23 protein-coding genes are annotated in these 23,351 nt (G+C 57.8%); 3 read left to right on the top strand and 20 right to left on the bottom strand.

Annotated features, from left to right (window positions below; translation table 11 throughout):
• Positions 1-5: 5 nt before the first annotated feature.
• The 12 genes from IC235_RS00410 to IC235_RS00355 form a co-directional block, all read right to left on the bottom strand.
• On the bottom strand, positions 6-743 hold the full coding sequence (locus tag IC235_RS00410; protein ID WP_191003179.1) for a LysM peptidoglycan-binding domain-containing protein: 738 nt from the start codon (positions 741-743) through the stop codon (positions 6-8).
• Positions 743-928, bottom strand: a complete 186-nt coding sequence (locus IC235_RS00405) for a DUF5908 family protein (protein ID WP_191003178.1) — start codon at positions 926-928, stop codon at positions 743-745. The genes IC235_RS00410 and IC235_RS00405 overlap by 1 nt, the downstream gene beginning before the upstream one ends.
• A gap of 93 nt (positions 929-1,021) precedes the next feature.
• Positions 1,022-1,459 carry a phage tail protein gene (locus tag IC235_RS00400; RefSeq protein ID WP_191003177.1) on the bottom strand — a complete coding sequence of 146 codons (438 nt, stop codon included), beginning with the start codon at positions 1,457-1,459 and terminating at the stop codon, positions 1,022-1,024.
• Positions 1,460-1,467: 8 nt separating this feature from the next.
• On the bottom strand, positions 1,468-1,905 hold the full coding sequence (locus IC235_RS00395) for a phage tail protein (protein ID WP_191003176.1): 438 nt from the start codon (positions 1,903-1,905) through the stop codon (positions 1,468-1,470).
• 59 nt (positions 1,906-1,964) lie between these two features.
• Positions 1,965-3,776: a phage tail sheath family protein gene (locus tag IC235_RS00390; RefSeq protein WP_191003175.1), complete on the bottom strand. Its 1,812-nt coding sequence runs from the start codon at positions 3,774-3,776 to the stop codon at positions 1,965-1,967.
• Between the two features lie 35 nt (positions 3,777-3,811).
• Complete coding sequence (locus IC235_RS00385; protein WP_191003174.1) at positions 3,812-4,819, bottom strand: hypothetical protein; 1,008 nt, start codon at positions 4,817-4,819, stop codon at positions 3,812-3,814.
• Between the two features lies 1 nt (position 4,820).
• Positions 4,821-5,453: a DUF4255 domain-containing protein gene (locus IC235_RS00380; protein ID WP_191003173.1), complete on the bottom strand. Its 633-nt coding sequence runs from the start codon at positions 5,451-5,453 to the stop codon at positions 4,821-4,823.
• A 1,353-nt stretch (positions 5,454-6,806) separates the two neighbouring features.
• Positions 6,807-7,286 carry a hypothetical protein gene (locus tag IC235_RS00375; RefSeq protein WP_191003172.1) on the bottom strand — a complete coding sequence of 160 codons (480 nt, stop codon included), beginning with the start codon at positions 7,284-7,286 and terminating at the stop codon, positions 6,807-6,809.
• Between the two features lie 396 nt (positions 7,287-7,682).
• A complete protein-coding gene (locus IC235_RS00370) occupies positions 7,683-8,810 on the bottom strand; it encodes a multinuclear nonheme iron-dependent oxidase (RefSeq protein ID WP_317173504.1) in 1,128 nt (375 codons plus the stop codon).
• Between the two features lie 30 nt (positions 8,811-8,840).
• Positions 8,841-9,038 carry a chryseobasin-related MNIO class RiPP peptide gene (locus IC235_RS00365; protein WP_191003171.1) on the bottom strand — a complete coding sequence of 66 codons (198 nt, stop codon included), beginning with the start codon at positions 9,036-9,038 and terminating at the stop codon, positions 8,841-8,843.
• Between the two features lie 189 nt (positions 9,039-9,227).
• Positions 9,228-9,386: a chryseobasin-related MNIO class RiPP peptide gene (locus tag IC235_RS00360; RefSeq protein ID WP_191003170.1), complete on the bottom strand. Its 159-nt coding sequence runs from the start codon at positions 9,384-9,386 to the stop codon at positions 9,228-9,230.
• 270 nt (positions 9,387-9,656) lie between these two features.
• The gene (locus IC235_RS00355; RefSeq protein WP_191003169.1) at positions 9,657-10,022 is read right to left on the bottom strand and encodes a cupin domain-containing protein; all 366 of its coding nucleotides are present in this window, start codon (positions 10,020-10,022) and stop codon (positions 9,657-9,659) included.
• A 1,136-nt stretch (positions 10,023-11,158) separates the two neighbouring features.
• On the opposite strand from IC235_RS00355, the gene IC235_RS00350 reads away from it, so the two are divergent.
• Positions 11,159-11,692 (top strand): hypothetical protein, encoded by a 534-nt coding sequence (locus IC235_RS00350; RefSeq protein WP_191003168.1) that lies wholly within the window; start codon positions 11,159-11,161, stop codon positions 11,690-11,692.
• Between the two features lie 380 nt (positions 11,693-12,072).
• Here IC235_RS00350 and IC235_RS00345 read toward each other — a convergent pair whose 3' ends face one another.
• Together IC235_RS00345 and IC235_RS00340 are read right to left on the bottom strand one after the other, a co-directional pair.
• Complete coding sequence (locus IC235_RS00345) at positions 12,073-13,011, bottom strand: GNAT family N-acetyltransferase (RefSeq protein ID WP_191003167.1); 939 nt, start codon at positions 13,009-13,011, stop codon at positions 12,073-12,075.
• A gap of 11 nt (positions 13,012-13,022) precedes the next feature.
• Positions 13,023-13,265, bottom strand: a complete 243-nt coding sequence (locus tag IC235_RS00340) for a Kazal-type serine protease inhibitor family protein (protein WP_191003166.1) — start codon at positions 13,263-13,265, stop codon at positions 13,023-13,025.
• Positions 13,266-13,525: 260 nt separating this feature from the next.
• Between IC235_RS00340 and IC235_RS22535 the strand changes: the two genes are divergently transcribed.
• Together IC235_RS22535 and IC235_RS00330 are read left to right on the top strand one after the other, a co-directional pair.
• On the top strand, positions 13,526-13,963 hold the full coding sequence (locus tag IC235_RS22535) for a CsbD family protein (protein ID WP_191003165.1): 438 nt from the start codon (positions 13,526-13,528) through the stop codon (positions 13,961-13,963).
• A gap of 133 nt (positions 13,964-14,096) precedes the next feature.
• Complete coding sequence (locus IC235_RS00330; protein ID WP_191003164.1) at positions 14,097-14,456, top strand: YtxH domain-containing protein; 360 nt, start codon at positions 14,097-14,099, stop codon at positions 14,454-14,456.
• Positions 14,457-14,903: 447 nt separating this feature from the next.
• On the opposite strand, the gene lysS is transcribed toward IC235_RS00330, so the two are convergent.
• From lysS to IC235_RS00300, 6 genes are all read right to left on the bottom strand, one after another.
• Positions 14,904-16,451, bottom strand: a complete 1,548-nt coding sequence (gene lysS / locus IC235_RS00325) for a lysine--tRNA ligase (RefSeq protein ID WP_191003439.1) — start codon at positions 16,449-16,451, stop codon at positions 14,904-14,906.
• Between the two features lie 255 nt (positions 16,452-16,706).
• Complete coding sequence (locus IC235_RS00320; protein ID WP_223846993.1) at positions 16,707-17,792, bottom strand: hypothetical protein; 1,086 nt, start codon at positions 17,790-17,792, stop codon at positions 16,707-16,709.
• Positions 17,793-18,026: 234 nt separating this feature from the next.
• The gene (locus IC235_RS00315) at positions 18,027-20,192 is read right to left on the bottom strand and encodes a carboxy terminal-processing peptidase (protein WP_191003163.1); all 2,166 of its coding nucleotides are present in this window, start codon (positions 20,190-20,192) and stop codon (positions 18,027-18,029) included.
• 226 nt (positions 20,193-20,418) lie between these two features.
• Entirely contained in the window at positions 20,419-21,192 is a 774-nt protein-coding gene (locus IC235_RS00310; RefSeq protein ID WP_317173502.1) for a hypothetical protein, read from the bottom strand.
• Positions 21,193-21,575: 383 nt separating this feature from the next.
• A complete protein-coding gene (locus IC235_RS00305) occupies positions 21,576-21,944 on the bottom strand; it encodes a hypothetical protein (protein ID WP_191003162.1) in 369 nt (122 codons plus the stop codon).
• Positions 21,945-22,130: 186 nt separating this feature from the next.
• Positions 22,131-23,330, bottom strand: coding sequence for a proline dehydrogenase family protein (locus IC235_RS00300; protein WP_191003161.1), 1,200 nt, complete (start codon positions 23,328-23,330; stop codon positions 22,131-22,133).
• Between the last annotated feature and the right edge of the window lie 21 nt (positions 23,331-23,351).

Raw genomic sequence — 23,351 nt, 5'->3', positions numbered from 1 at the left:
TTGGGTTAGTTGCTCGTCTTGGTAATGCTTGCCACGCCCAGCGCGGAGCCGCCGACCACCGGCGGGAACACCAGCTCGGTGCCCGGCTCGAGTCGGCGGAAGTTGCCGAGGCCGTTAGCGGCGGCCACTTGCAGGTAGTAGCGGGCGTCGCCGTAAATGCGGTGGCAGAGCAGCGGCAGCGTGTCGCCAGCTTTCACGCGCCGGGTGTGGGTCAGGTCGGGTGAGCTGCGTTTTTCCTCGCGGGTCCGCATCTCTTCTTCCACGGTGCTTTTAAGCTTGACCTTGGCCACGGCTCGGATGGGGTGGCCATTGGGAGTGAACAGCTTGTACGCGATGCTGAGCTCCATTACCCGGCCCTTGAACACGGGGTTGCCGCCCCAGGCCAGCTTGATAATGTTGGGCTGGTGAGCTTCACCCTTGTACTCAATCAGCAGGGCCTTGAACGCGGCCAACTCGTCGGCAATGCTTTCGCGGGGCTGGCCGTCGATGATGCCCGTGTTGTCGAACAGGAACTCGAACGTCATCTCCTCGGGCTCGGTCTTTTCGTATTTCAGCTCCTGGCCGCTGGTGCCCTGGCCCTGGCCCGATTCCGCGTACTTGAGCTTGTACTCGTGCGTGTAGGTTTCCGGGTTAATCAAGACTTCGAGGTAGCCGTCGGCCTCGGCTTTGCCGCCCGTTTCAGCCTTCTTCGAGTCTTGAAAGCCCAGAATGAGCATCTTTTCTAGTTTTCCTCCGGCAGCCATCAGCGTTCTTGTTTTTCCTGAAGAATGGACAACACCTGCTCCACGCACTCGGCCAGCAAGGCTTCCTTGTCGACGCTGGCGCCCCCGGCCGGCGTGGCCCCGGCGGCCGGGGGCGCGCTGGGGCCGTCCCCGGCCGGAGCATTTACCGTGATGCGGATGTGCAGCTCTTTTATTTCAATGGGCATGACAGACAGTGTTAGCCGCTGGCTGCCAGCAGCTCGTTGCTGAATTCTTATGCTGATTAATTGCCTGACAGCGGACCGCTGACGGCTACTCCGCTACAGGATGGAGAAGGAGCGGTAGATGAGCTCAAGCGTTTCGATGACCACGGCGTTGTCGTTGGCGTTCAGGTCGGTCACCAGCCATTTTTTAGGGATGGCGTGGTCGATGTTCCAGGTGCGCAGCGGCTCGCTTTTCTCGTTCATCAGGATGACGTTGATGGTGGCGGGGCGAAATTCCCGGTCGCGGAAAGCTGCCAGGCACCACTTCATCACCTCCGAATCGGTAAGCATGCCGCGCTTGAGCACGAGGTCGGCGTACTTGGTGCGGCCGGGGAGCTTGTGAGTGAAGCGATTTTCCCCGCCCTCCTTGTATTCCTCCACGTCGTACTCCACCGACAACCCCGAAACCGACTGGAAGCGCACGTCATTCTTTTTGTCGCTGATGCTGAACTCTACCCGGTAGTAGAAGCCCCAGGGCGGATAATAATCAACCATGACGCCGCTCAAATTTTCATCAGTTTCAAGCCTTCGTGCGCTACTTCAATGGTTTCGACGGCAATTTCATTGGCATCCGACTTCAGGTCGGGCGCCGTCACTTTCACGGGAAAGCAGCGGGTGGCCGACCAGGCAGCTACGGGCACGTGCTTCTCGTTAAGCAGTCGAATCACAATGTCGCGCCGGCCGCCCACCCGGTCGTTGGAAATGGCGTCGAGCCAGTCATTATAGTCGAAGTCGCCCACGAATTTGCCGCGCTTCATGGTGATGTTGCTGAACTTGAGCATGCTCGGCATCTTGAGTTTACTGAAGTCCTTGCTGTCGCTGTGCCGATACTCGATCACCTCCACCTGCATGTCGAGGCCCGTGATTTCGGTGAAGCTCATCTTGGCGCCGCCCCAGTCCACCTGAAAGTGGAACCGCGGTAGGGGATATTCTTGTGCCATGGCGAATTATTGATAAGAAGTGAAAAGAAATTCAACCGATTTAGCAGCCGCCTTACCGGCTACGACTCGGCCATTTTATGCGAGAACTTGAGGATAATGAACTCGGCGGGGCGCACGGCCGCCATGCCGATTTCGATAATCAGGCGGCCTTCGAGGATGTCGAGCGCGGTCATGGTTTTCCCCAGCCCCACGGCCACGTAGAAGGCGTGCTCCGGCTTAATGCCTTGCAGGGCGCCCTGCCGCCAGAGCGTACCCAGGAAGTTTTCAATCATGGCCTGCGCCCGCACCCAGGTGTTGGCGTCGTTGGGCTCGAACACGAACTGCTCGGTGGCTTTCTTGATGGACTCCTCCACGAAGATGAACAGCCGCCGCACGCTGACGTAACGCCACTCGTTGTCGTTGCCGGCCAGGGTGCGGGCGCCCCACACCAGGGTACCCTTACCCGCGAACGGCCGGATGGCATTAACCGACTTACCGGCCAGGGTATCCACGTTTAAGGCATCCTGAAAGTCGTTGGAAACCAGTACTGTGGGTTGTAACACGCTGGCAAGGCTGACGTTAGCCGGCGCTTTCCACACGCCCCGGCTGTTATCGACGCTGGCGTAGACTCCCGCAATCAGGCTGCTGGGCGGCAATACCACCCCGGAAGCCTGAATCTTGTCGAGAATCAGGTTATAAAGGGCGTTATTCTTGGCTTTAACTTTAGTCAACTGGGTATAGGAATAGTCGCCCTTGGCCAGGACGGCATTAGAGTCCGTCGACATGGTACCTCTGGCAGTGTTCAGGGCCGTTTCGGCAGTGGCGAAGGCGGTGGTGGCGGCGGTCAGCTCAGTGGTCTTGTTAGTTAGCCAGGCATCGACTGCCCCGGCTAAGGCGGTGGCATCCGCCGCATTTTTGATGGTATTATCAACGTTGTCGGCCCCCACGGCTTGATAAATTCCCTGCTTAATAGCGTCCACGTCGGTGGTAACGGCGGCCAGCTTGTCGGCCACCACATTAATTTGGTCGGCCACCGCTTTGGCTTTATTGGCCACGCTGAGCTCGGCCTGCCGGGTGCCGTACGTCGTCTCCGCGGCCAGCAGGGTGGTGTACGCCGTCGCCGATGCCGCTACTTCGGCAGCAGAGCTGCTCAATGCCCTTCCATTCTCGGTGTACAGCCGGACGAAGCTGATGTTGTTTTGGCTCGCGTCGGTGAGGAAATAAGAAAAAATGGTTTCGACGAAGGGATAATAGGCCGCCCCGTATTTTACCTCTCCCACCGTGGAAGGAATCCGGTTCCTGAAAAAGGCCGTGACGTCCGCATTGGACTTGTACTTGTCGGAGACGTCCAGAATGGTGAAACGGTCTTGGAGCTGCTTGCACTGTTGCAGGGCCGCCGTAGCCCACTGTCCGTACTGCGTGTCGCTCAGCAACGCCGCCTCGGGGCTTACCAGCAGCGTGACTTCGTCGACTGTTTTGGCCTGAGCTAAGCCGCGAAGAATGCTGTTGATGTCGGCCTGACCATCCAGGAAAGAACCCACCGAGATAATATAGCAGGGCCCGCCACCATTGGCGTAAAAGGCCTGTAGCGCATAGTATAGAATGAAAGCCGGGGTGGGCTTCTTCACGATGTCTACTTGAAAGCCCCCCGTGCTCGGGTTGCGGTCGACATCCACTTCAAACCTTTCCGCGTTGGTCGTCCCGAAGAGAACCTCGTATTCCAGCAGCGAGGTGATGCGCACGGGTTTCAGCGTCAAGTCGGTTTTGCCCTCGGCGGCCCGCTGCGTGTACCCCACGAACGCCGGAATGGCCGTTTCTACTGGCGCCACCGATGGCGGGAACTTGGGAATCTCCTCAACGTAAACCCCCGGCGTTTTGTATGATGTTGCCATGCTATTTATTTTTTAAAGAGTACTGGATGAAGTGTTTACTCGAAGATCTCGGACCTCAGGCCGGTTATGCGGCCCGGCGCCAGTTGGTCGAAAGAGAACTTAATGTCGTCGCCTGTCGGCTTCTGCTTGGGGCCCGCGTTGCCGAAGCGGGTCAACGGCAGCGGGGTGGGGTCGGTCGATACCGGCGCGCCCGTGACGCGGCTGAAGTAGTGGCGGTTGGTTGAGCGGTTTTTAAAGCGTACCTGGAAAACCGGGTGGCTGGCGCGTGCCCGCCCAGCGGCCGTGCAGCTGAAATCGGCCCGGCCGGGCCGCACGGCCGCAATCCGCAGGAGCGCAAACACGGCGTCCGGAATGCCGCCCGTTAGAAGCAGGCCCCGGGCGGGCACGCCGGCCAGCCCGGCCGGGGGCACTAACTCTGGCACATCGGCCTGGTGCACGAACACTGGTGTATCGGCTAAGGCTGCCGCTAGCTGTCGCGTAGCCGCGCCGGGCTGGTCGCTGGTCAACTGGTGCAGGGCGTTCCCAATATCGACCAGCGCCTCTACGCGGTCGGTGGGCGTCAGGATAGGTATTTCCCGCGATAGGTACAAGCCCTGGCTGGGGCCCGCGCCCCGCGCCGTGCCGGTGAGGTTCGACAGCACCGGTACGTTTTCCTTGTAGCGGTAGCTTTTGCCTTCGGCCGGGTGGTACAGTTCGTAGATGCTGCGTGCTGGCAGCGTAAGGGCCGTGTACGTGTAAAAGGCTGCCTGCTGCACCGTCAGCACCAACTCGAATATGGCGTCATCGGGAATCACCGCTTCGTCGGGAACCAGCACCAGGCCGCCCAGCGCGGTGTCGCGGTACAGGCCGCCGAAGCCGGCCAGGGCCAGGGCCGTTGGTGGGGTGGGAGCGAGCGTCAGGAAGGGCCGGCAGTCGTAGGTCAGCAGCCGGCGCGCCGGGTCGGCGAGCAGGTCGAAGCTCGTTGCACCCTCGTCCAACCAGTAATGGTGGAGCAGGCGCACTTCAAACAGGCGTTTGTAGCCCTTTCGAACCCGTTCTGCCATGTCAGTTTACGCCGGAGTTACGGTGATAGAAATCGCTGAGTACCTCCGTAATCAACCCGCTCTCGCGATCGATGGCCTCGAACTTGAGGTCGAGCAGGCGCAGCATGTAGAGCACGAAGGGGTACTGCTTACCCCCCAGCGTGCCCCAGAGGTGGTTTACTTCTTCGAGCGAGGGGGAGTACAGGTCCAGGATCAGCTTGAACGTTTCCAGGCGGTCAAGCGCGTTGAGGGGCTGAGCCGCCAGCAGGGTAGTGGGGGCGACCGTATCCTGGGTGAACACGTTTTTAGACTGGAAAAAGCGGATGCCGCGCGAGAGGTAAAGCACGGCCTTTTCGTAGCTGCTGTGCGTGGCCGTGAGCAAAACCAGGAAGTTGAGGTAGATCGGCTGATTCTCGTAGCGGGCAGTCAGCGTGGCGTCGTTACGGACGTAGGTCGGCAGGTTCTTGAGCGCCTTTTCTTCTCGGTAGTTTACCAGCGACACCACTAGTCGGTCCCGCGTTCCGGTGCCGCCATTACTGGTCAAGCCTTCGGAGAGATTCTCCAGTAGCACTTTGCCTTCATCGCCGGTGGGGCCGTAGGCCACCAGATGCGTTTCGAGCTCGGCTTGGATGATCTTTAGCGCGTGCAATAACATGTTGTGGGATAAGCTTGGAGGTGAAGCCTACGCGGCATTCACTGGGTGGGAACTTCAGTGCCGGAGCTATTTATTCGCAGGCACTTTGCAGGGTGATTTCAACTCAAGGGCAGGGATGGCTGGCGGCCCAAATTAGGGCTGAGAAATCTCTGTATGTGCAAGTTTTTATAGATGTACTGGTTTGATTTTTCAAATATATAGAAACTTTCATAACACCAGCATAGCGTGCTATAAATATTTTCTATCGGCCAGTACCAGTTTGTACTTTGTTGATAATTAATCAACTGTATTATTGTACTTATGCTAGATATTGAAGCGTTGACGAATGAATGTTGATAAAATTTCTTGTTAATTATCAATATTTTGCAGTTGGACGAGTGTGTTTTTTCAATAATTGTGTAAAGTGCCGGCATTTCATAGTTCTCACCTGTTTTGATTAGCTACTCGAAAAGCTTAGGGTGTACTGACAGTTAGCAGTACCAGCAATGGGTGGCAAAGGAGTACATGAGTCTCTGAAAGGTGCCTGTTTTCCCGAAATGCTAGCTCGGCAAAGGCTGCTGAGCTATCTGAAAGCCAACTCACGGAGTTATGATGGCTGCAAGCACGATCATTCCGTTAGTGATAGCGGCGACTATTGATTTGTTGGAAGGGACTATCTGGGCCCTAAGCCATTACCCGAGGTCCACGTTGGGAATGGTGTCAGGAGTGCGGCTTTGATTAGGCAGTGCGTAACGGGACTCTTCAGCGAGTTGCAGCAACACCTGCATCCGGGGGCAATTGGCCTGCTGGCGGCCTGAACGGCGGACGTCGGTCCTTGCTCGCCGACGTTGCGGGCTCAGTAATCCCTACCTGCAACTAAGCTCTTGTTTACTAATCATGGGGAAGATTCATGAGCCGCGAATCCAGTACTCCGTAATTGGCCAATGGGCGCTGTCTGATGACTTTCCGGGCTCAGTGCTAGTCATGCTTGGGGCCTGTCTTGGGCCAGCTAAATTGTCCGGACACCACGCGTTCCGTGCCGCCTCGGTGCCGACCTCACCGCACTGCCTGCGGAAACCAGCCGTTGTCGGTGACCGTGTAGACTATCTTACCGGCTTCGTTGGCCAAATAAGGAGATGGTCTTAAGTAAGCCCATCATAATAAGCGTCTCTTCAAAGTCGGTATCCTCGCTGTTCGCGGGCGCAGCTGGTGAAACTTCACGTACTGCCTCCGGAGTCGTTTCGGGCAGGTTTCTCTCCGCAGGAAAGCGGGCATAGGCAACCAATACCCGGAATGGAGAACGGCGCTCTGAGTCCCACGAACTATTATCTTTTCGTGGGGCTCGGAGCGCCGTTGTGCTTATGTTGTGCTTGCCTATTTAGCAGCCTTTTTCAATTTCATTCGGTTGTTTTTGACTTTTACCTTCGCACTGTCGCCGAGGCCGCCCCAGCGTCCGTGGTTCATGCGGTCGTTCTGCAGAGCGGTGTACTTGGTGTATTGGTCAGCCGTCAGCACGGCCTTGACTTGCTCGTCGTATTTGCTGCGATTGGCATCCATTTGCGTGCGCAGTTGGCTGCGGTCGCCCGTGCGGGCCTGGCTGCGCATCGCCTGCATTTCCTGGCCCCGGGCGAGGAGGATTTGCTGTATTTTGGCCGTTTGGTCGGCGTTTAGGCCCAGCTCCTGACTCAGGCGCTGGCTTTGGCGGGTGGCCATTGCTTCGGGATTGCCCTGCGCGCGGTCGTGGCCGCGCCCGACCGTAGCGCCAGCCGAAGTATTCTGGGTAGTGGTTTGAGCGGCGGCCGTACCCAGAGTGAGGGCGAAAGCGGCCAACAGGGGCAGCAGATGGGTTTTCATGGAACGAGAATATGGTGGGTTAGAAGTAGGACAAGGAAGCCGGCCATGAATAACAGAACCGACTCTGTCTGCCAGAGCATTCGCAAACTCCCGGCCGAAAGCGGGCCCAAAATCAAAAGATGGACGGACCCGCTCGAAATACCGACCAGCCCGCCCACTTACCAGACGATTCGCTATCGTGTGTATGGCTCAGCTCGGTCGCGGCCTCAGCCAGCTACTATACCCACCCCAGCAACCTACGTACCCACGGCCCAGACTCTGCCCGGCGTACGGCAAAGCCACCCCGAGAACGCCGCTCGTTTCCTTCTCCGCCTGGTGTCATCACGGCGAGCCCCGAGCACTGGAGGCCCCCAGCTGTTTGATTGACAGCCTGCGAATTAGCCTAATGTATCCCGACTAGCGCTTCCACTTTTGCGCGATGCGGCGCGCGGTTTCCAGCATGTAGGGGGGCCAGTTTTCCAGGTGCCATTCGGTATGGGCTAACGACGAGCCGTGGAGCAGGCGCTGGGCTTCGTCGAGGGTCGGGGCCGCTTCCAGAATGCGCGAGAGCTGCCGCTGTTGCCCGTGCAGCTTTTCATCGACCACCACCGGGCCGCCCGGCGAGGGGTGCAGGGGCAAAAATAGCTGGTCAGAGCCCCTGGTCGTTGCTCTGTCGTGCTGCTGTACCAGCCGCGCCATTCGACGAAAATCCCGGCGGAAGCCAGCTCGCTGGCGTTCGGTTTTGAGGGCGGTGCCCAATTGCTCAAGCACAACGTATTTGAGGTGCGGGCAGCGGGGCATGGTGCGTTCGAGCAGTTGAAAAACTTCTTCCGGTACGGCCCCGTCATGGGTGTCGCGGCGCACCCGCCCGCGTGGTGCCCGGGCCGAGGCCTCCCAGCTCCCGCCGGAAATGTGAATTTCCCGCACCCGGTCCAGTGGGTACAAGTCAATCAGCGTCTCGGGGGCGATGGCGAAGTTGTGGAGCTGGCAGTAGAGGTTGTGCAGGTCCAGGATGAGGAAGCCGTTGACCGGCTCCAGGAGCTGGTCGAGGAAAGCGCCTTGCTGCTGCACGTCGGCGAGCGAGTAGGCCAGGGCCAGGTTTTCCAGCCCTACCGGGCACCGGCCGGCGTCCTGGATGCGCCGCAGCCGGTCCCGTCCCAGCCGCAGGGTGGCCGCAGAGCAAGGGACCGGGAGCGGGGCACCGGCGTGGAAGCTCTCCCCCGTAAAAAAGCCAAAGTGCTCAGTAACGTGGTCGAACGAGAACCGGGCCGCCAGTTGGCCAAGGTCGTGCAGCCACTGCTGCTGCTCCGGAGTCCACTGGCCCGAAAGCAGAGAAAAGTACACCCCGTGGCCTACCAGGCGGCCTTGCTCTCCATAAACGCTGAGCAGCGTTGAGAACCACTCTGGCATCTCGCCCATGAGCGCGTCGAAGGACCACTCCAAGGCTTCCACCTCGCCAGCTTCCAGCAGCGGAAAAGCGGCCGACAGCACGTCATGGTCGGCATTGCAGGCGATGGCAGATAAGACGCATGGCTTCTTGCGCACGATCAGCTGGCTTGGTTGTTTTCGTTTAGCTTAGCCCATGCCGCAGGCGGGGCAGTTATTCGTTATATATTCTGCTGAATCTTTATCTGCCACTACCTCTTTACCGTCCTTGCCCTCTACCTTGGGCACGGGGGATTCTTTTTTATAGCTGGTGGCTTGTTTACAGCCAGTGGCTTGGACCGTGATGCCAACCAGGATAGCACCGAGCAAGGTTTTGGGCAGCTTCATTTAAAAGTGAAATAAGGTAAGCTTGGGGTAAGCACCCACCGAAGGCGTTCAGGAAGATAGAACGCTACCTAGCCGCTAAGATTGCCTGGTCAGCTGTGTGAAACACGTATGCACCTGGATTCAGCACTGGCTGCATGGCGGCCGGCGCATCAGATAAGACGCACGGTTGCTTGCGCACAATCCTTCGGCTTAACCCATGCCGCAGGCGGGGCAGTTATCCGGCGTCTTAACGGTCTCTTTACCGCTTTTGCCCTCGCTCTTGGGCGTAGGCGTTTCTTTCTTACATCCAGTGGCTTGAACCGTGATACCAACCAGGATGGCGCCAAGCAAAGTTTTGGGGAGTTTCATGGTCTTACAATTTAAGGTAAGGGGAGTTGGGTAAGTACCTAGGGCGTTCAGTGAAGATGACCGCTCGCCCGCCGCTACGGTTGCACGGCTGAAAAAATAAGGCTGCCTGCTCCGCGACCACGTTACAACTGCTGTTTGCCTACGTTAACGCTGCCATCAGCCCTGCCGCTTTCAGGAGGGCATGCACGGTCAAGGTCAGCTAGGCTCTCAGGAGGCCGGGGAGCAGCCGGTGGCTGCCGGGCGAGACCAATCGGGTCGCCCGTCATCTGGTTACTCGGCTTCCCGGTTCACGGTGTCGGGGCTGAAAGCGGGCACGCATATCGACCAGTACTCGCACTCGGCGTCAAACGGGTTGGAATAGCGCACCCGCGCGCCGCCCTTAATCAGCAAGGCTTGGCCGGCTTGCAGCTCCACGGTGTCGTCGTCAATCTCAAACCGCTTTCGCCCCCGCACCACGATGGTTATTTCGTCGAAGCTGGGCGTCTGGTGCGGCTCGCTCCAGTGCGGCGGCGCCACCATGTGGGCCAGGCTGTAAGCGGAGGTGCCGGTACTGGCTGCACCCACGTGCTCCTCAATGAGCTTGCCGTCGGTGGTGGGCACTACAAAAGGGGCGGGGTTGAGGACGTAGCGTTTCATTAGGTGAGGTAGGGAAGTAAGAGAATTAATGAGCGGATGAGGGTGCAAGGATGCAAAACTAGCCTCCTTCTCAGCTGGGCGTAATTAGCGGCGCCATCCCGCCGGAGACTGCCGCCGAGCGCTAGGCTGCTTGAAAAGAGCCGAAAGACGCCAAAAATCGCAGCTAGCAGCTAAAGCAAAGGTGAAAGAAGCTCCGGTGGAAGCTCCCGCCACGGAAGGCACCCCGGCTAAAATTAAAAGCCGGCGTGTAGTCGCTGCTGATTTCCCGTTGATCAAGTACAAGTGATTAGTTGAGTAAGCAGCCCGGTGCTTGGTGGCTATGACCGCCGCGCTGGCTACTTACACCCCTAAATGGTGGCTCACAAAAGCAGTATATTTGAAAGTATTCATCAGCTATGTCATCAACCGTCACCATTCCTGTTCATCTCGTGTTTGTGAACTGGGGCATTACTGTGTGGACTGGTAGCATTTTCTGGCCAGCCGTTGTTGGGTGGAATCCAGACATTTTTGCCTTATTAATCTGCTGCAGCGCAATTTGTTTACTTCCAACGTTAGGGACAATTCTCCGCCTGAGCGCTTGGCTAAATAAAAAGCCGGCTTATTCTCTTCGGAGAAAGCTGATTATTCACAACGGAATTCATTTGCTGGTCTTAGCCGCCACTTTCACGGTACTCCATACTTTCGGAGGAAACGAGGGAAGTATAACGGAAATCATTAAATCGGGAGCCCCCTACACAGTAGTTGGGCTATTGGTGTGGAGCTTTACGTATTTGAAACGGTCAAAAGACGCTGCTTCGGAGCGTACGTCGTACACCAACAATCAAGCTGAAAACGCATGAAAGTGGAAGAAGAGCCCGGCCCGCTCGTGGAATGAAACCCCGTCTTCTTCAAGAAGAACGCATCAAAGGAAACCTTCGGCTCCATCCGTTCCTATCGAGCGCCCGCCGCGGAAGGTGCCACGGCTGAAACCACGGAAGAAGCCGACTCGTATCCGCTGGTGATTTCCTGGGAAGCAAGTGCGAAAGTATTTAGGTGAGTAAGCAAGCAGCGGTTTCGTGGCTATGGTGACCAAACGGTTGGTTACTCACCCGAATGGTGTCTCACGAGAGCAGTCTATTTAAAGTTCTTCATCAGCTATGGCTTCCACCATCACCATTCCTCCCCGTCTCGTATTTGTGAACTGGGGCATTACCGTGTTGACCGGTAGTTTCGCTATTAGTATCTTCGTTCTGGTAGAAGCTAATAGGGATCGTATTGACATAGGTTATTATGTTGAGCTTTTTGGCATATTTATGCTCGCGTTGTTATGCGTCAGCGCAATCTGCTCAATTCCGGGGTCCTGGGTACTTTCTCTCACGAACAAGTGGCTAAATGAAATTCCAACTTATTCTCTTTGGAAAAAGCTGCTTATTCACAACGGAATTTATTTGCTGGTCTCAGTAGCGACTGTCACGGTAATATGCGCTCTCGAAGTAACCGGGATCAGTAGCGCTGTAGCCGGGCTCAGTAGCACTGCAACAGGCATGAGCGGTACCGATGGAACCATCGCGCTGGGAGCCATCTACACGGTAATTGGGCTATTGGTGTGGAGTTTTACTTATCTGAAACGGTCAAAAGACGCTGCTTCGGAGCGTACGTCGTACACCAACAATCAAGCTGAAAACGCATGAAAGTGGAAGAAGAGCCCGGCCCGCTCGTGGAATGAAGCCCCGTTTTCTTCAAGAAGCACGTACCAGATCATCAACTCTATCCAGTGCTTATTGAGCATCCGTAACGCCGAATCGTTGAACAGCTTTGGATAGGCTCCTATCAGGCCCACGTGGTTCTGTCTGAGGGTTGCCTGATTGCCTTCTCCCACAACCGGCCTCTCCAACATGAGGCTCGAAGCCTAATTATCACCTCGGCTCTATTGGGAAGCCTCACGGCCTGAAGGGTTCGTCATTCATTTTTAGAGGTTGATGAACCAACACGAGGGTCTTGCGCAAGCTCAAAGGCATCGACCGGATGGCGGATGCCGAGCCGCATTTCGGGGCGATGTTTTTTAACCGAATTACCGCCGCAGCTTTTCCAGGAGTTCAAAAGCACGCGAATAGTATTTCCACACAAAGAAATACGGCGTTTGCACGGCCCCAAACTGCACCCGAATCCGCTCCACGGGGGGGAGCATACTGCCCTCGAAATCGAAGCAAGTCAGCCCCAGCACCTCACTGGCGTAGCGAATGGCTTCCCAAATAAGCAGAATGCCCGCGCCGCTTTCGCGCAAGGCCGGGTCGTCGCCGGAGAGGTGATAATAGGCCGCCTGCTGGTCCCAGATCAAATACGCCGCCGAGTGGATGCGCTCCTGGGCATCAATGGCAAAAAAAAGCTGCCGGGCCCCGTGGGCCGCCAATGCCGCGTCGTGCCGCTCAAACTGGGCCCACGAATAGGGCATGGGCAGCCCCTGCCGGTCGAAGCTCATCTTGTTGAGCTGGTAAAATTGCTCGGTCGACAAATCATGAACTACCCGGACTTGCTGCTGCGCCTTCTGAATGTTGCGCCGGATGTTACGGTTGAGCCGGGCTTCGACGAGAGCCAACGACTGCAGGTCGTAGAGGCGGTACGTATAGTAAGTGGTTTGCCGGAAGCCCTGCCAGTAAAATGGCAGCCAATTAGTGAGCGTCGGGTAGAAGTTCTGCTTGAAAGCCGCAAAATCGGGCAGTTGCTTGATCAGCTCCTCCAGCAGCCCGTGCTCCTTTTTCAGGACCCCCCGGAATTCGGGCAGCACGTAGGGGCCCAGCATCTTCACAAAAGGAGGCATCGTTGCGTACCGAAACGGGCCTTTCCGTCTGTAGAAGTACGGCAGCGCCGCCACGATGCGGCCCTGGTCGTGCGCCAGGACCACGTCCCAGTCGCCACCGCTGGCGCAAGCATCCAGGTACCACGGTTGGGCAAACACGGGCACGTCGGGCGCGACGCGGCAGAAGTCGTGGTAGTGGGCTTTGGCGGACATGAACGCGGGAATTATTTAGAACCGGTTCCCGGGCAGGGGCCCTTGGTGTAGGTGCGCACCCCGGCGTTGCTGGCCGCGCAGGCGTTCGAGTAGGTTTTGCCGTTGCAGCCGCACACCGGGGCATATTCCATGGTGCAGATGCCATCCGGCTTGATTTTGCTGGGGTCGATGCAGTCAGCGGCCTTGGGGGGCATGGTGCGCTGGCAGGAAGCGGCCACGAGCAGGGCCGCCATAAATAAGCGGGGTAATTGCATAAGGCTGAATAAGGCGGGTGGGAAAGGGGCGAAGCTACGCCGGCTGCCTCGTAGTAGCGTTTAGGGCTGCTTCTGGTGCTAAGCATAGTTCCCCGCCCGGCGCGGAAAATTTATCAAATAAGCTCAACTCCTCACGATGCCCTTCGTATAGGCAGCCAGACCTAACGCGGAAACAAAACATAATTAGCATTTTTGCATATGGGCCTGCGGTTCCTCTAGCTCACATTCACCCCTATTTCACCCCCTCATTACCCATTACCATGTCGTACCAAGAAGAAGACAACAACGCCGGTAAAATTCTATTAGCCGCTCTCGCCGGCGCTGGTGCTGGCATTATTGCTGGCATGCTGTTGGCCCCCGACAAGGGCGCGGCCACCCGCGAGAACTGGAAAGGCGTTGCTGCCAAATACAGCGGTCAGCTCGGCGAGCAAGCTTCGAAGCTGGGTACCGACCTCGAAGCTAAATTCAAAGAATACGCGGGCAAGCTGGAAGACCTCGGCTTGACCGGTTCCGGCAGCAGCCTCAAAATAAAGGGCAACTGGGACGATGTCAAAGGCAAGCTGAAGCAGCAGTATGCCCAGCTCACCGATGAAGATCTGACCTACGCCGAAGGCAAAGGCGACGAGCTGATTGGCCGTCTGCAGGAAAAACTCGGCAAAGGCAAGTCGGAAATCACCAAAATGCTGAACGACTTGTAAGGTCGCCCCGGCAGCCTACCGCCAAGTCCCGCGCCGTAAGGTGCGGGACTTTTTTGTGAAGCCAACAACTACGGCCTACCTTCCGTTACTCACCGACCAATAGTAGTTCTTCCACCTTATCCTACCTAACCCCATGCAAGACGATAAAGGCAAAGTTATTATCTCGCTGCTGGCCGGCGCCACGGCCGGCATTGTGGCCGGCCTGCTCCTCGCCCCCGAAACCGGCGACGAAACCCGCGCCAGCCTGCGCCGCTCGGCAACGAAGTGGGGCGGCGACCTCAGTAAGCTGCTGCAGAACACGCTGGCCAAGGCCCAGGGCAGCGCCGCCAGCCACACCAACCCCGACGCGGCGGTGAGCGAAGACAAAGCCGCTGCCGACCGTCTCCTGCAAGGCTTGGGCACGGGCACTGTGTCGACCGCCCACACGCACAGCAGCGACAACCCGGATTACGACGGTTTCGGCGACGATGCTCGCCATCGGGGTCCGGTTTAAGCATGTGCGAACGAGGCCACCGCGGCCAAGGGTTTATTTTTCCCTCTCGCGTAGCCTTCACTGACGAGGTTTGTAAAAAGACCTCACTACCAACGTAGAGCAGTTTGCGGAAAGAATTAAAAATTAAAAATGAAGAATTAAAAAATTGACTAGCTGATTTTTTTAATTCTTCATTTTTAATTTTTAATTCCCAAAAACCGTATCCTGACTTGAGAGCCGCTCTAGAAGAAAGCCGAAAGGTGTTACTAGTAAAATTGCCGCCCGTAGGAGCTTCTGCTGAAATTGGTTAAACAGCTCAGCAGTAAAATCAGACGAGTCCATCGCAAGCTTCTGGTAACAACAGCGGTTGGAAGGGTAAGACGGTTAAAAGAAAATCCCCGCACGACATTTCGTGTGGGGCTTTTCGATTTCTGGCGCCTTGCAGCATCTGTCATCCGAGGCCGGCGATTACTCCTTTTCCTGCTTCTCTTTCTGCACGTTTTCCGGCTTCATCTGCGGGAAAAATAGCACGTCCTGGATGGAGTGCGAGTTGGTCATAATCATGCTCAGTCGGTCGATGCCAATGCCTAGGCCCGCCGTGGGGGGCATACCGTACTCCAGAGCCCGCAGGAAGTCTTCGTCGAGCACCATGGCCTCGGTATCGCCCCGCTTGCCCAGCTCCAACTGCTCCTCGAAGCGCTTGCGCTGGTCGATGGGGTCGTTGAGTTCCGAGAAGGCGTTGCAGATTTCCTTGCCGTTGCAAATGGCTTCGAACCGCTCCACCATACCGGGTCGGTCGCGGTGCTTCTTGGCCAGCGGCGACATCTCGACCGGATAATCGGTGATAAACGTGGGCTGAATAAGCTTGGGCTCGACGTGCTCCCCAAAGATTTCGTCGATGATTTTAGCCTTGCCCATGCTTGGGTTCAGGGGCACGTTGAGCTCCCGGGCGGTTTCGCGCAGGGCGGCTTCGTCCATTTCACCAATGGCCTTGCCCGTGTATTTCTCAATGGCCTCGAACATGGTGTAACGCTGCCAAGGGCGCTGGAAGTTGATGACGTGGTTGCCCACTTGCACCTCGGTCTGGCCGTGCAGCGCCATGGCCACGCGCTCCACCATCTCCTCCACCAGCTCCATCATCCAGGCGTAGTCCTTGTAGGCCACGTACAGCTCCATCTGGGTGAATTCCGGGTTGTGGAAGCGCGACATGCCCTCGTTGCGGAAATCCTTGCTGAACTCGTACACCCCATCGAAGCCGCCCACGATGAGGCGCTTGAGGTACAGCTCGTTGGCGATGCGCAGGTACAGCGTCATATCCAGCGTGTTGTGGTGGGTGGTGAAGGGGCGGGCCGCCGCGCCGCCGTACAGCGGCTGCAGAATCGGCGTTTCCACCTCCAGGTAGCCTTTGTCGTTCAGGAAGTTCCGCATCGACTGCACCAGCTGCGTGCGTTTGATAAAGGTGTCGCGCACTTGCGGGTTTACCGCCAGGTCCACGTAGCGCTGGCGGTAGCGCTGCTCGGGGTCGGTAAAAGCGTCGTAGGTAACTTTCTCGCCGGTGGCTTCGTCAACCTTTTCCTTCACCACCGGCAGGGGGCGCAGGGCCTTGGCCAGCAGCTTCAGCTCCGTGACGTGGATGGACGTCTCGCCCACCTGCGTTACGAACACGCGGCCTTTCACCCCGATAAAGTCCCCCAGGTCGAGCAGCTTCTTGAACACCACGTTGTACAGCGTCTTGTCTTCGCCGGGGCAGATCTCGTCGCGGTTCACGTACAGTTGAATGCGACCCGACGTATCCATCAGCTCCGCAAACGAGGCCTTGCCCATCACGCGCGACGACATCAGGCGCCCGGCTAACGATACTTCCTGGAAGTTATTCAGCTCGGGATGGTAGTTGTCGTGAATTTCCTGGGCGTAAAACGTCACGTCGAATAACTCCGACGGATACGCTTCGATGCCGAGCTTTTCCAGCTCTTCGAGCTTGTGGCGGCGCTGTTGTTCCTGTTCGCTTAAGTGTATCACTGATTTAGTCGGATTTTGCGGATTGCACGGACTGTTGATTACCCAAGGCGGCCTGGCTGACAAGCGGGAAGTAGCCGTTGTCCTCGCCAGTACGGCTGGGTCCGCGGTAAATGAAAGTAAGCCGCAAAAGTACGGCACGAAAAAGCCGCTCCGAACCGGAGCGGCTTTGCAGGCTCAAAATCCATCAAATCCCCAACGGCTACGAACCAACAAAAGGGAACGGGAAGTTGAATAATCCGGCTAAATCCACGATTAGGCGGCCATGCGGAACGGAGTATCCTCCACCACGGCCGGGGCCGTGGGTGGGGTGGGGGCCAGGACGGGCTCGACCCGGGTACGCAAGCGCTCCTGTACGAAGCCGGCCTGCAAGTGCGCCGGCAACTCGTCCACCAGTTGGCGGTAACGCTCCAAGCCCAAAGCTTTGGCCACGTAGGTTTCGTGAATGCCGTTGAGGTAGCTCACAATGTTCAGCAGCGAGCTGTGGAACAGGCCGAAGTCGATGTCGGCTTCCACGTAGCGCTCGATTTCGCGGCTGGTCTGCGAAATGCGCAGGCGGCCCAGCAGGTCGAAGATGGTAGTGTAGCCCAGGCGCCAGGTGATTTGCTGCCAGTGCGCGGCCGTCCACTTGTCCAGCGGGCGTCCGGTTTTCTGGCTGCGGATGGCGGTGTTCGGGTTGGCTTGGACTTGCGCCCGGGTCCACTGCGCTTTCATCTTGCGGGTGGTCCGCAGGAACTGGCCAATCTGAGCCTGGGCGTCAATTTCCTTGCTGGCAATGTGCAGCCCGGCCTTGTAGCCCGCCAGGGGCAGGCGGTGAATGCTGAAGTCGCCGTAAGCCCCGGCGGCGTAAAACGATACCGGCCGCGGGTAAGCATTTTTCACCACCAGCCGGCCTACTTCGCGGCGGATGAGCTGGCTGTTGTTGCTCCGTACGCCCGTCGTGTACAAAAATGCCTGCAGGCCCGACAGGATGGCGTGATAGGCCTGCGGAAAGGTCCAGTGCAGGGCGTTGCGCAAGAAGTTTTCGTCGCCCAGCTCCGCCGTGGCTCGCAGGGCGTACTCCGTGCTCCAACTGGTGTGCAACAGCTTCGTGAGGCTGGCTACGTCGGTGTCGTTTAGCTCCGCCTTGTGGCTACGCAGGAACGGCAGATTATGGAGGCCGCCGACCAGGTCGTCGTTCTCTTGGATGTGATAGTTAATGGCGAAGAAGTAATTGAGAAAAACCTGCGCTGGGATGGATTTGCGCCAGGTTTCATCAGCTAGCTTCTGCTGTTGCCCATTGTCGAGGGACTCCTCTTGCGGAATGAGCGGGATGATGCGGGTTTCCTCTGTAGTCTTCATGTAGGGTAAACGACACCCAGAAAATTTTAGTTGCACAATTGCTAATTTTATTGTCTGAAATTTATATGGTTATTATGTTGTAAATCAGAGATTTAATTCCTTGAATGAAAAATATTTTTAAGATCTATAGTGTGGGTGATTTACTAACTAGGTTGTCACGATCGGAAATGCTAAAAAAACAGCCCTCCCACCGGGCGGCGGGAGGGCTGTTTTTAGCATGGTATTACAAAGGCCTTACTTCAGCTCATCCTGAATGACGGCCACTGCCTCGCCAATAGTGATGTCCTTCTTCAGGTTCTTGGTAAAGCGGGCGGCGCGGTTAACTTTCACCGTGTCGCCGCCTAGGGCGCGCACGTCGGCGGTCAGGGGCGAGAAGGCCAGGGCGGTAGCCGACTTCTGGGCTGCCTCGTAGCGGTCGGAAATGGCTTTGGACTGCTGCTGCTCGGCCCGGTAAGTCGAGAGCTTGAGCGAAACAATGGTTTCGTCCTTGCGCTTGCGCATGCTGTTCACCATCTCATTCATCACCTTAAAGCTCGGGTTGCTGGCCACGCGCGCTTTGCTGTTAGCCTGGAGCTTGGCCAGGGCAGGAGGAGTATTCCAGGGCCGGTAGCGGGCCGGCTGGATCTCATCCCACTTCAAGGGGTAGTCCGATTCTTTCTCGCCCTCATCAAGGTAGGAGTAGAGGTCCGGCACCACGATGTCCGACATCACCCCCTTAAACTGAGTAGACCCCCCGTTGACGCGGTAAAACTTCTGGGTGGTAAGCTTCAGCGAGCCAATGGGCTTGACGTTGTTCAGCTCGGCGGGCAGGGCCTCGTCGAGGTCGAAGATGCGCTGCACCGTGCCCTTGCCATACGTGCTGGTTGAGCCCATCACCACCCCGCGGCGGTAGTCCTGGATGGCCGCGGCCAGAATCTCGGAAGCCGAGGCGCTGTACTTGTTCACCAGCACCACCAGCGGGCCACTGTATTGCACGTGCGGGTCGTTGTCGGTGAGAACCTGGGTCCGGCCCTGGCCGTCGCGCACCTGCACCATCGGGCCGCTTTCCATGAACAGGCCAGCCATCGACACGGCGTCGGTCAGCGAGCCGCCGCCGTTGAAGCGCAGGTCTACGATTAAGCCTTTTACGCCTTCGGCGTTGAGCTTGGCCAGCTCCTTTTTCACGTCATCTGAGGAGCTGCGGCCGCCGTTGTCGTTAAAGTCGGCGTAGAAACCGGGCAGGCGCAGGTAGCCAATCTTCTGGCCCTTGTCGTTGATAACCGACGATTGCGCATACTTCTCTTCTACCACCACCACGTCGCGAATAATGGGAATGACTTTGGTGCTACCATCGGGCTTTTTCACGGTCAGGCGTACTTCCGAGCCTTTTTTGCCGCGAATCAGGGTCACGGCTTTGGCCGTGCGCCAGCCCTCGATGCTCACCGGTTCGGCCTGGCCCTGCGCCACCCGGATGATGGCATCGCCCTTTTTCAGCTCGCCCTGGCGGGCCGAAGCCGAGCCGGGCACGATGTCGTCGACATAAATCAGGCCTTCCTTTTCCCGCAGCGTGGCGCCGATACCTTCAAAGCGGCCGGTCATCTCGTAGTCGAAATCTTCCTTGGCTTTGGGCGCGAAGTATTCCGTGTGTGGGTCGTAGGTGTTGGCAATGGTGTTGGCGTAGGTCGCCAAGCGCTCGTTAGCGTCGATGTCGTTGAACTCGGTGAATTGCTCATCATAATACTTCAGCACCCGCTTGCGGGCCTCAGCTTCCATTTGGGCGGGAGTGCGCGGCGGCTCCGCGGCCGTGGGGGCGTTGGCGTTCGCGGCACTGGGCGCGGCCGTGGCCGCGTTCGGCTTCGCCTCTTTGGCCTTGTCCTGGGCTTCCATCATCTCCGATACCCGGCTCAAGGTCTCGAATTTCAACAGCTTGCGCCATTGCTCACGCTGGGCGGCTTTGTCGGCGGGGAAAGGGGCCTTCTCAAAGTCAGTCTGAAACGTTTCGTCGACGGTGAAGTCAAACGGCTTGGCCAGGATTTCGCGGTATAAGCCCTGCATCTCCTTGATCCGCTCGGCCATCAGCCGGGTGCTGAGGTCCAGGAACTCGTGCGAGCCGCGCTTCACCTCGTCGTCGATGGCCGTTTGGTAGCGGCGCAACTGCTCTACGTCGGGCGCCCGCAGGAACTGCTTACGGTAGTCGAGATGCTTTAAGTAGAGGTCGAACACGCGCTTGGAAAACGCGTCGTCAATTTTTTCGGGTTGGTAGTGCTGCGCGCTCAGGCCCTGTAACATGAGGCCAATCAGCACCTGGTCCTTGCTCGGAACCGCTGAGTCGGCCCGGCGGAACAATCGGTAAGATGCGAGAACAAACACGGCCGTTACCAGAAAGGCATACAGACCGACCTTCAAGCGGGGAAAAGACATTAGCAGGAAAATAAAACAGGGATGAAAACCAAATGTAAGCAGAGTACGGAGCAATTCCGGGCCCCGTTGCTTACGCTTAAAACGCCCTTACGGATAAAATAAGTGCCCGACTCCCGGCCTCCCGGGCTGGTACCTGCTATAGACCGGTTACGCCGGCAAGATGTTGCAACAAAAAAGCCTTTCCCGGGTGGGAAAGGCTTTTTGCAGAGTCGAACCGAAGCCTGGATTAGTACTTGTAGATCTTGTCGCCGTTGTTGCGGCGGAACTCCTCTTCGAAGTATTTAGCGTCTTCGGCGTTGCGGGGCTTCACGCCCATTACAATTCCGCCATTCTTGATGCCTTGCTCGTATTCAGCCGCGTGCTCCTCGGGGATGCCGGAGCCCACCAGCGCGCCTACCAGGCCGCCCGTGAGGCCCCCGGCGCCGGCGCCGGCCAAAGCCGCAGCCAGCGGACCCGCGATAATCAGCCCTAGGCCGGGCAGGGCTACCGAGGTGCCAATGGCCGCGATGGCCCCGATCACGGCACCAGCCGTACCGCCGATGGCCGAGCCAATACCCGCGCCTTCCATGGCTTTGTCGCCGAGGTCGGTATGCGTCGAGTTATCCCCAAAGTGCGTTTTGCGGGTTTCGTCCGACATGAGCAGATTGACATCGTCTTTGCCATACCCACGCGAGGAGAGCGACTGATAGGCCTGCTCAGCGCTGTTGCGGTCGCGGAAGATGCCGCTCATGCTGCTGCCTTCCTGGTAAGATCCGCCGGTTGTGGCCTGGGTGCCGAAGTCGTTGCCAGCAGTGGAGCTCGTGGCAGTGTTGCCCAGTGAGGCGCCGGAGTTATTTGAGACACCCGTACCGCTGTCGGAACCGGTGCCGGCGTTATAGCTGGAGCTTTCGTTGCTCGAGCCCGTGCTATTGCCAAAGCCAGTGCCAGTAGTGTGGGTGCCGTAGTTAGAGCCTGCGCCGGTACCAGTATTTTGCGGGTTATTCGGATCGTTGGTATTCATGGTGAAAGAACTGGAAATGTGGATAAGATAAAACCAGCCTACTGGCTAGTTGCAGTTCTTAACGGGACCAGCGCAGCGCAGGTTGCGTCCCGCTAATTTTCCAGATTTTCCGGTCTTTGCACAAATGTTACCCAAGGCCGCGCAAGTAGGCTCACCAACTTTACTGCTCCGAGCCCATTAAAAATCAGCCAAAAGGCTGCCCCGGCAGCTAGCCGGAGTTAGTAGCGCAGGCGGTTATGCCCAGCGAAATACCGCCCGTAGCCCGGCTACTCAATTATTCGCTCCGCTGATGGCGTTTCGTGGGGCGAAGCAAGGGCTCGGCCGACCTTGGAGCCGCCGCGCTCGAAACTTAACCCGGGCAACTGCCGGTGAAATGATCCAGCCTAAGCGAACTGCTCATAGTTGGCCTCGTCGCGCCAAAATGCCCGGCAGTTCCGGATCAGCTCTTTCAAAAAATCCTCGTTCTGCTTGAGGCTGCGCCATTCGCCCAAACCCAGCTTTTCGCACATCTTATAGAAGTTATCCCCCTGGCCCTTAGAGCCCTGAACTTTTACCAGGCAGCTCAGGAGGGGGCGCCCGGCCTCGTGCTCGCTCAGCGATATTTCAGCCAGCATTTCGTTCAGCCTCGATTTTTCGTGGGAAATCTCCAGGTTCAGTCCCAGCTCGGCTTCCTGCACCAGGGTGAGGTAGCTTACTGTGCCAGATTGCAGCCGGGAATAACGAATTAAGTAGGTGCGAATACGACCAATCATGGCAGGGCTTCAAATAAAAAAACCGGTTTAGGCCTGAAAATTAGCGAATTTTAGCGGACTGCCTTGGCTTGATGCCGAGCGTCAATCAGCAATTTCCAATTCGGGCAGGCTCCTCCTACCACAATCGTTCCTAAAATTTTCGGCTGCCGGTTTGTAGTCGAGCCACCCTACGCGACCACCGGCCAGCTACCGGCCCTGGCGCCGCCGGATTTCCTTTTGAATTAGCAAGAACTCCCGGCTGCTTTGGCCCGCGATGGCGGTGTTTTCGTCGGCCCGCCGCAGCAAGTAGGGCATTACCGCAGCTACCGGGCCGTAGGGGAGGTACTTGGCGGTATTGTAGCCGGCGTTGGCGAGGTTGTAGGTAAGGTTGTCACTCATGCCGTAAAGCTGCGCAAACCATACGCGCGGGTCGCCGGGTACCAGGCCAGCCTGCTGCATCAGGTGGGTGAGCAGCAGCGAGCTGGCTTCGTTGTGAGTGCCTGCGCACAGGCTGATGCGGTCGAGGTGCGCCACGCAATAGCGCAGCGACTCGTCGTAAAGGGCGTCGGTGTTCTGCTTGGTGGGGTTGATGGGGTTCGGGTAGCCGCGCTGCTGGGCCACGCGGGTTTCCTTCTCCATGTAGGCCCCGCGCACCAGCTTGGCTCCGACGTAGTAGCCGGCCTCAGCCGCTACGTCGTGGGCGGCTTTCAGCGCCTCGAGGCGGTCGTGGCGGTAGAGCTGGTAGGTATTCCAGACAATGGCCGTCTCGCGGTTGTACTTGGCCATCATGTCGTAGGTCAGCAGGTCGATGGTGTGCTGAAACCAGCTCTCCTCGGCATCAACGAAGAGGCGGACGCCGTGTTGGTGGGCGCGGGCGCAAAGGCTGTCCACGCGGGCCACGGCCTGGGCGTGAGCCGCCGCCTCGCTGGCGGTGAGGGGCTGGCCGGCCTGGATTTTCTCCAGGATGGCCACGTTGGCTACGCCGGTAACCTTGAATACCGAAAAGGGAATGTGTTTTGAGCGGTGGGCCTCGTCGATGGTGGCCAGGATTTCGTCGCGGGTCCGGTCGTAGCTGCGGTCGTTGCCTTCGCCCTCCACCGAATAGTCTAAGATGGTGCCGATGTTGTACTTGCCCAGCTCCTCGGATACGGCCCGGCATTCGGCGATGGTTTCGCCCCCGCAAAACTGCTCGAAGATAGAATGCTTGATCAGGAATTTCGTGCCGGGCAGCCCCCACTTCAGCGCCGTTTTCATTAGTCCGCTGCCGGTTTTTACCAAGCTGCCGTTGTTCATGGCCGCGAACAGCGCGTAGGCTTTCCGCAGCTGCGCGTCGGATTTGGAGGCGAAGGCCACGCGAGTGTCTTCAAACGATATGGGCGGGGCCTGGGTGGGAGGGGCGGGCGACATAGAGTGGAGCAACTGGGGGTG

The organism is Hymenobacter montanus (assembly GCF_014699115.1).
Taxonomy (GTDB): Bacteria; Bacteroidota; Bacteroidia; order Cytophagales; family Hymenobacteraceae; genus Hymenobacter; species Hymenobacter montanus.
This window is presented reverse-complemented; position numbering and strand designations above follow the sequence as displayed.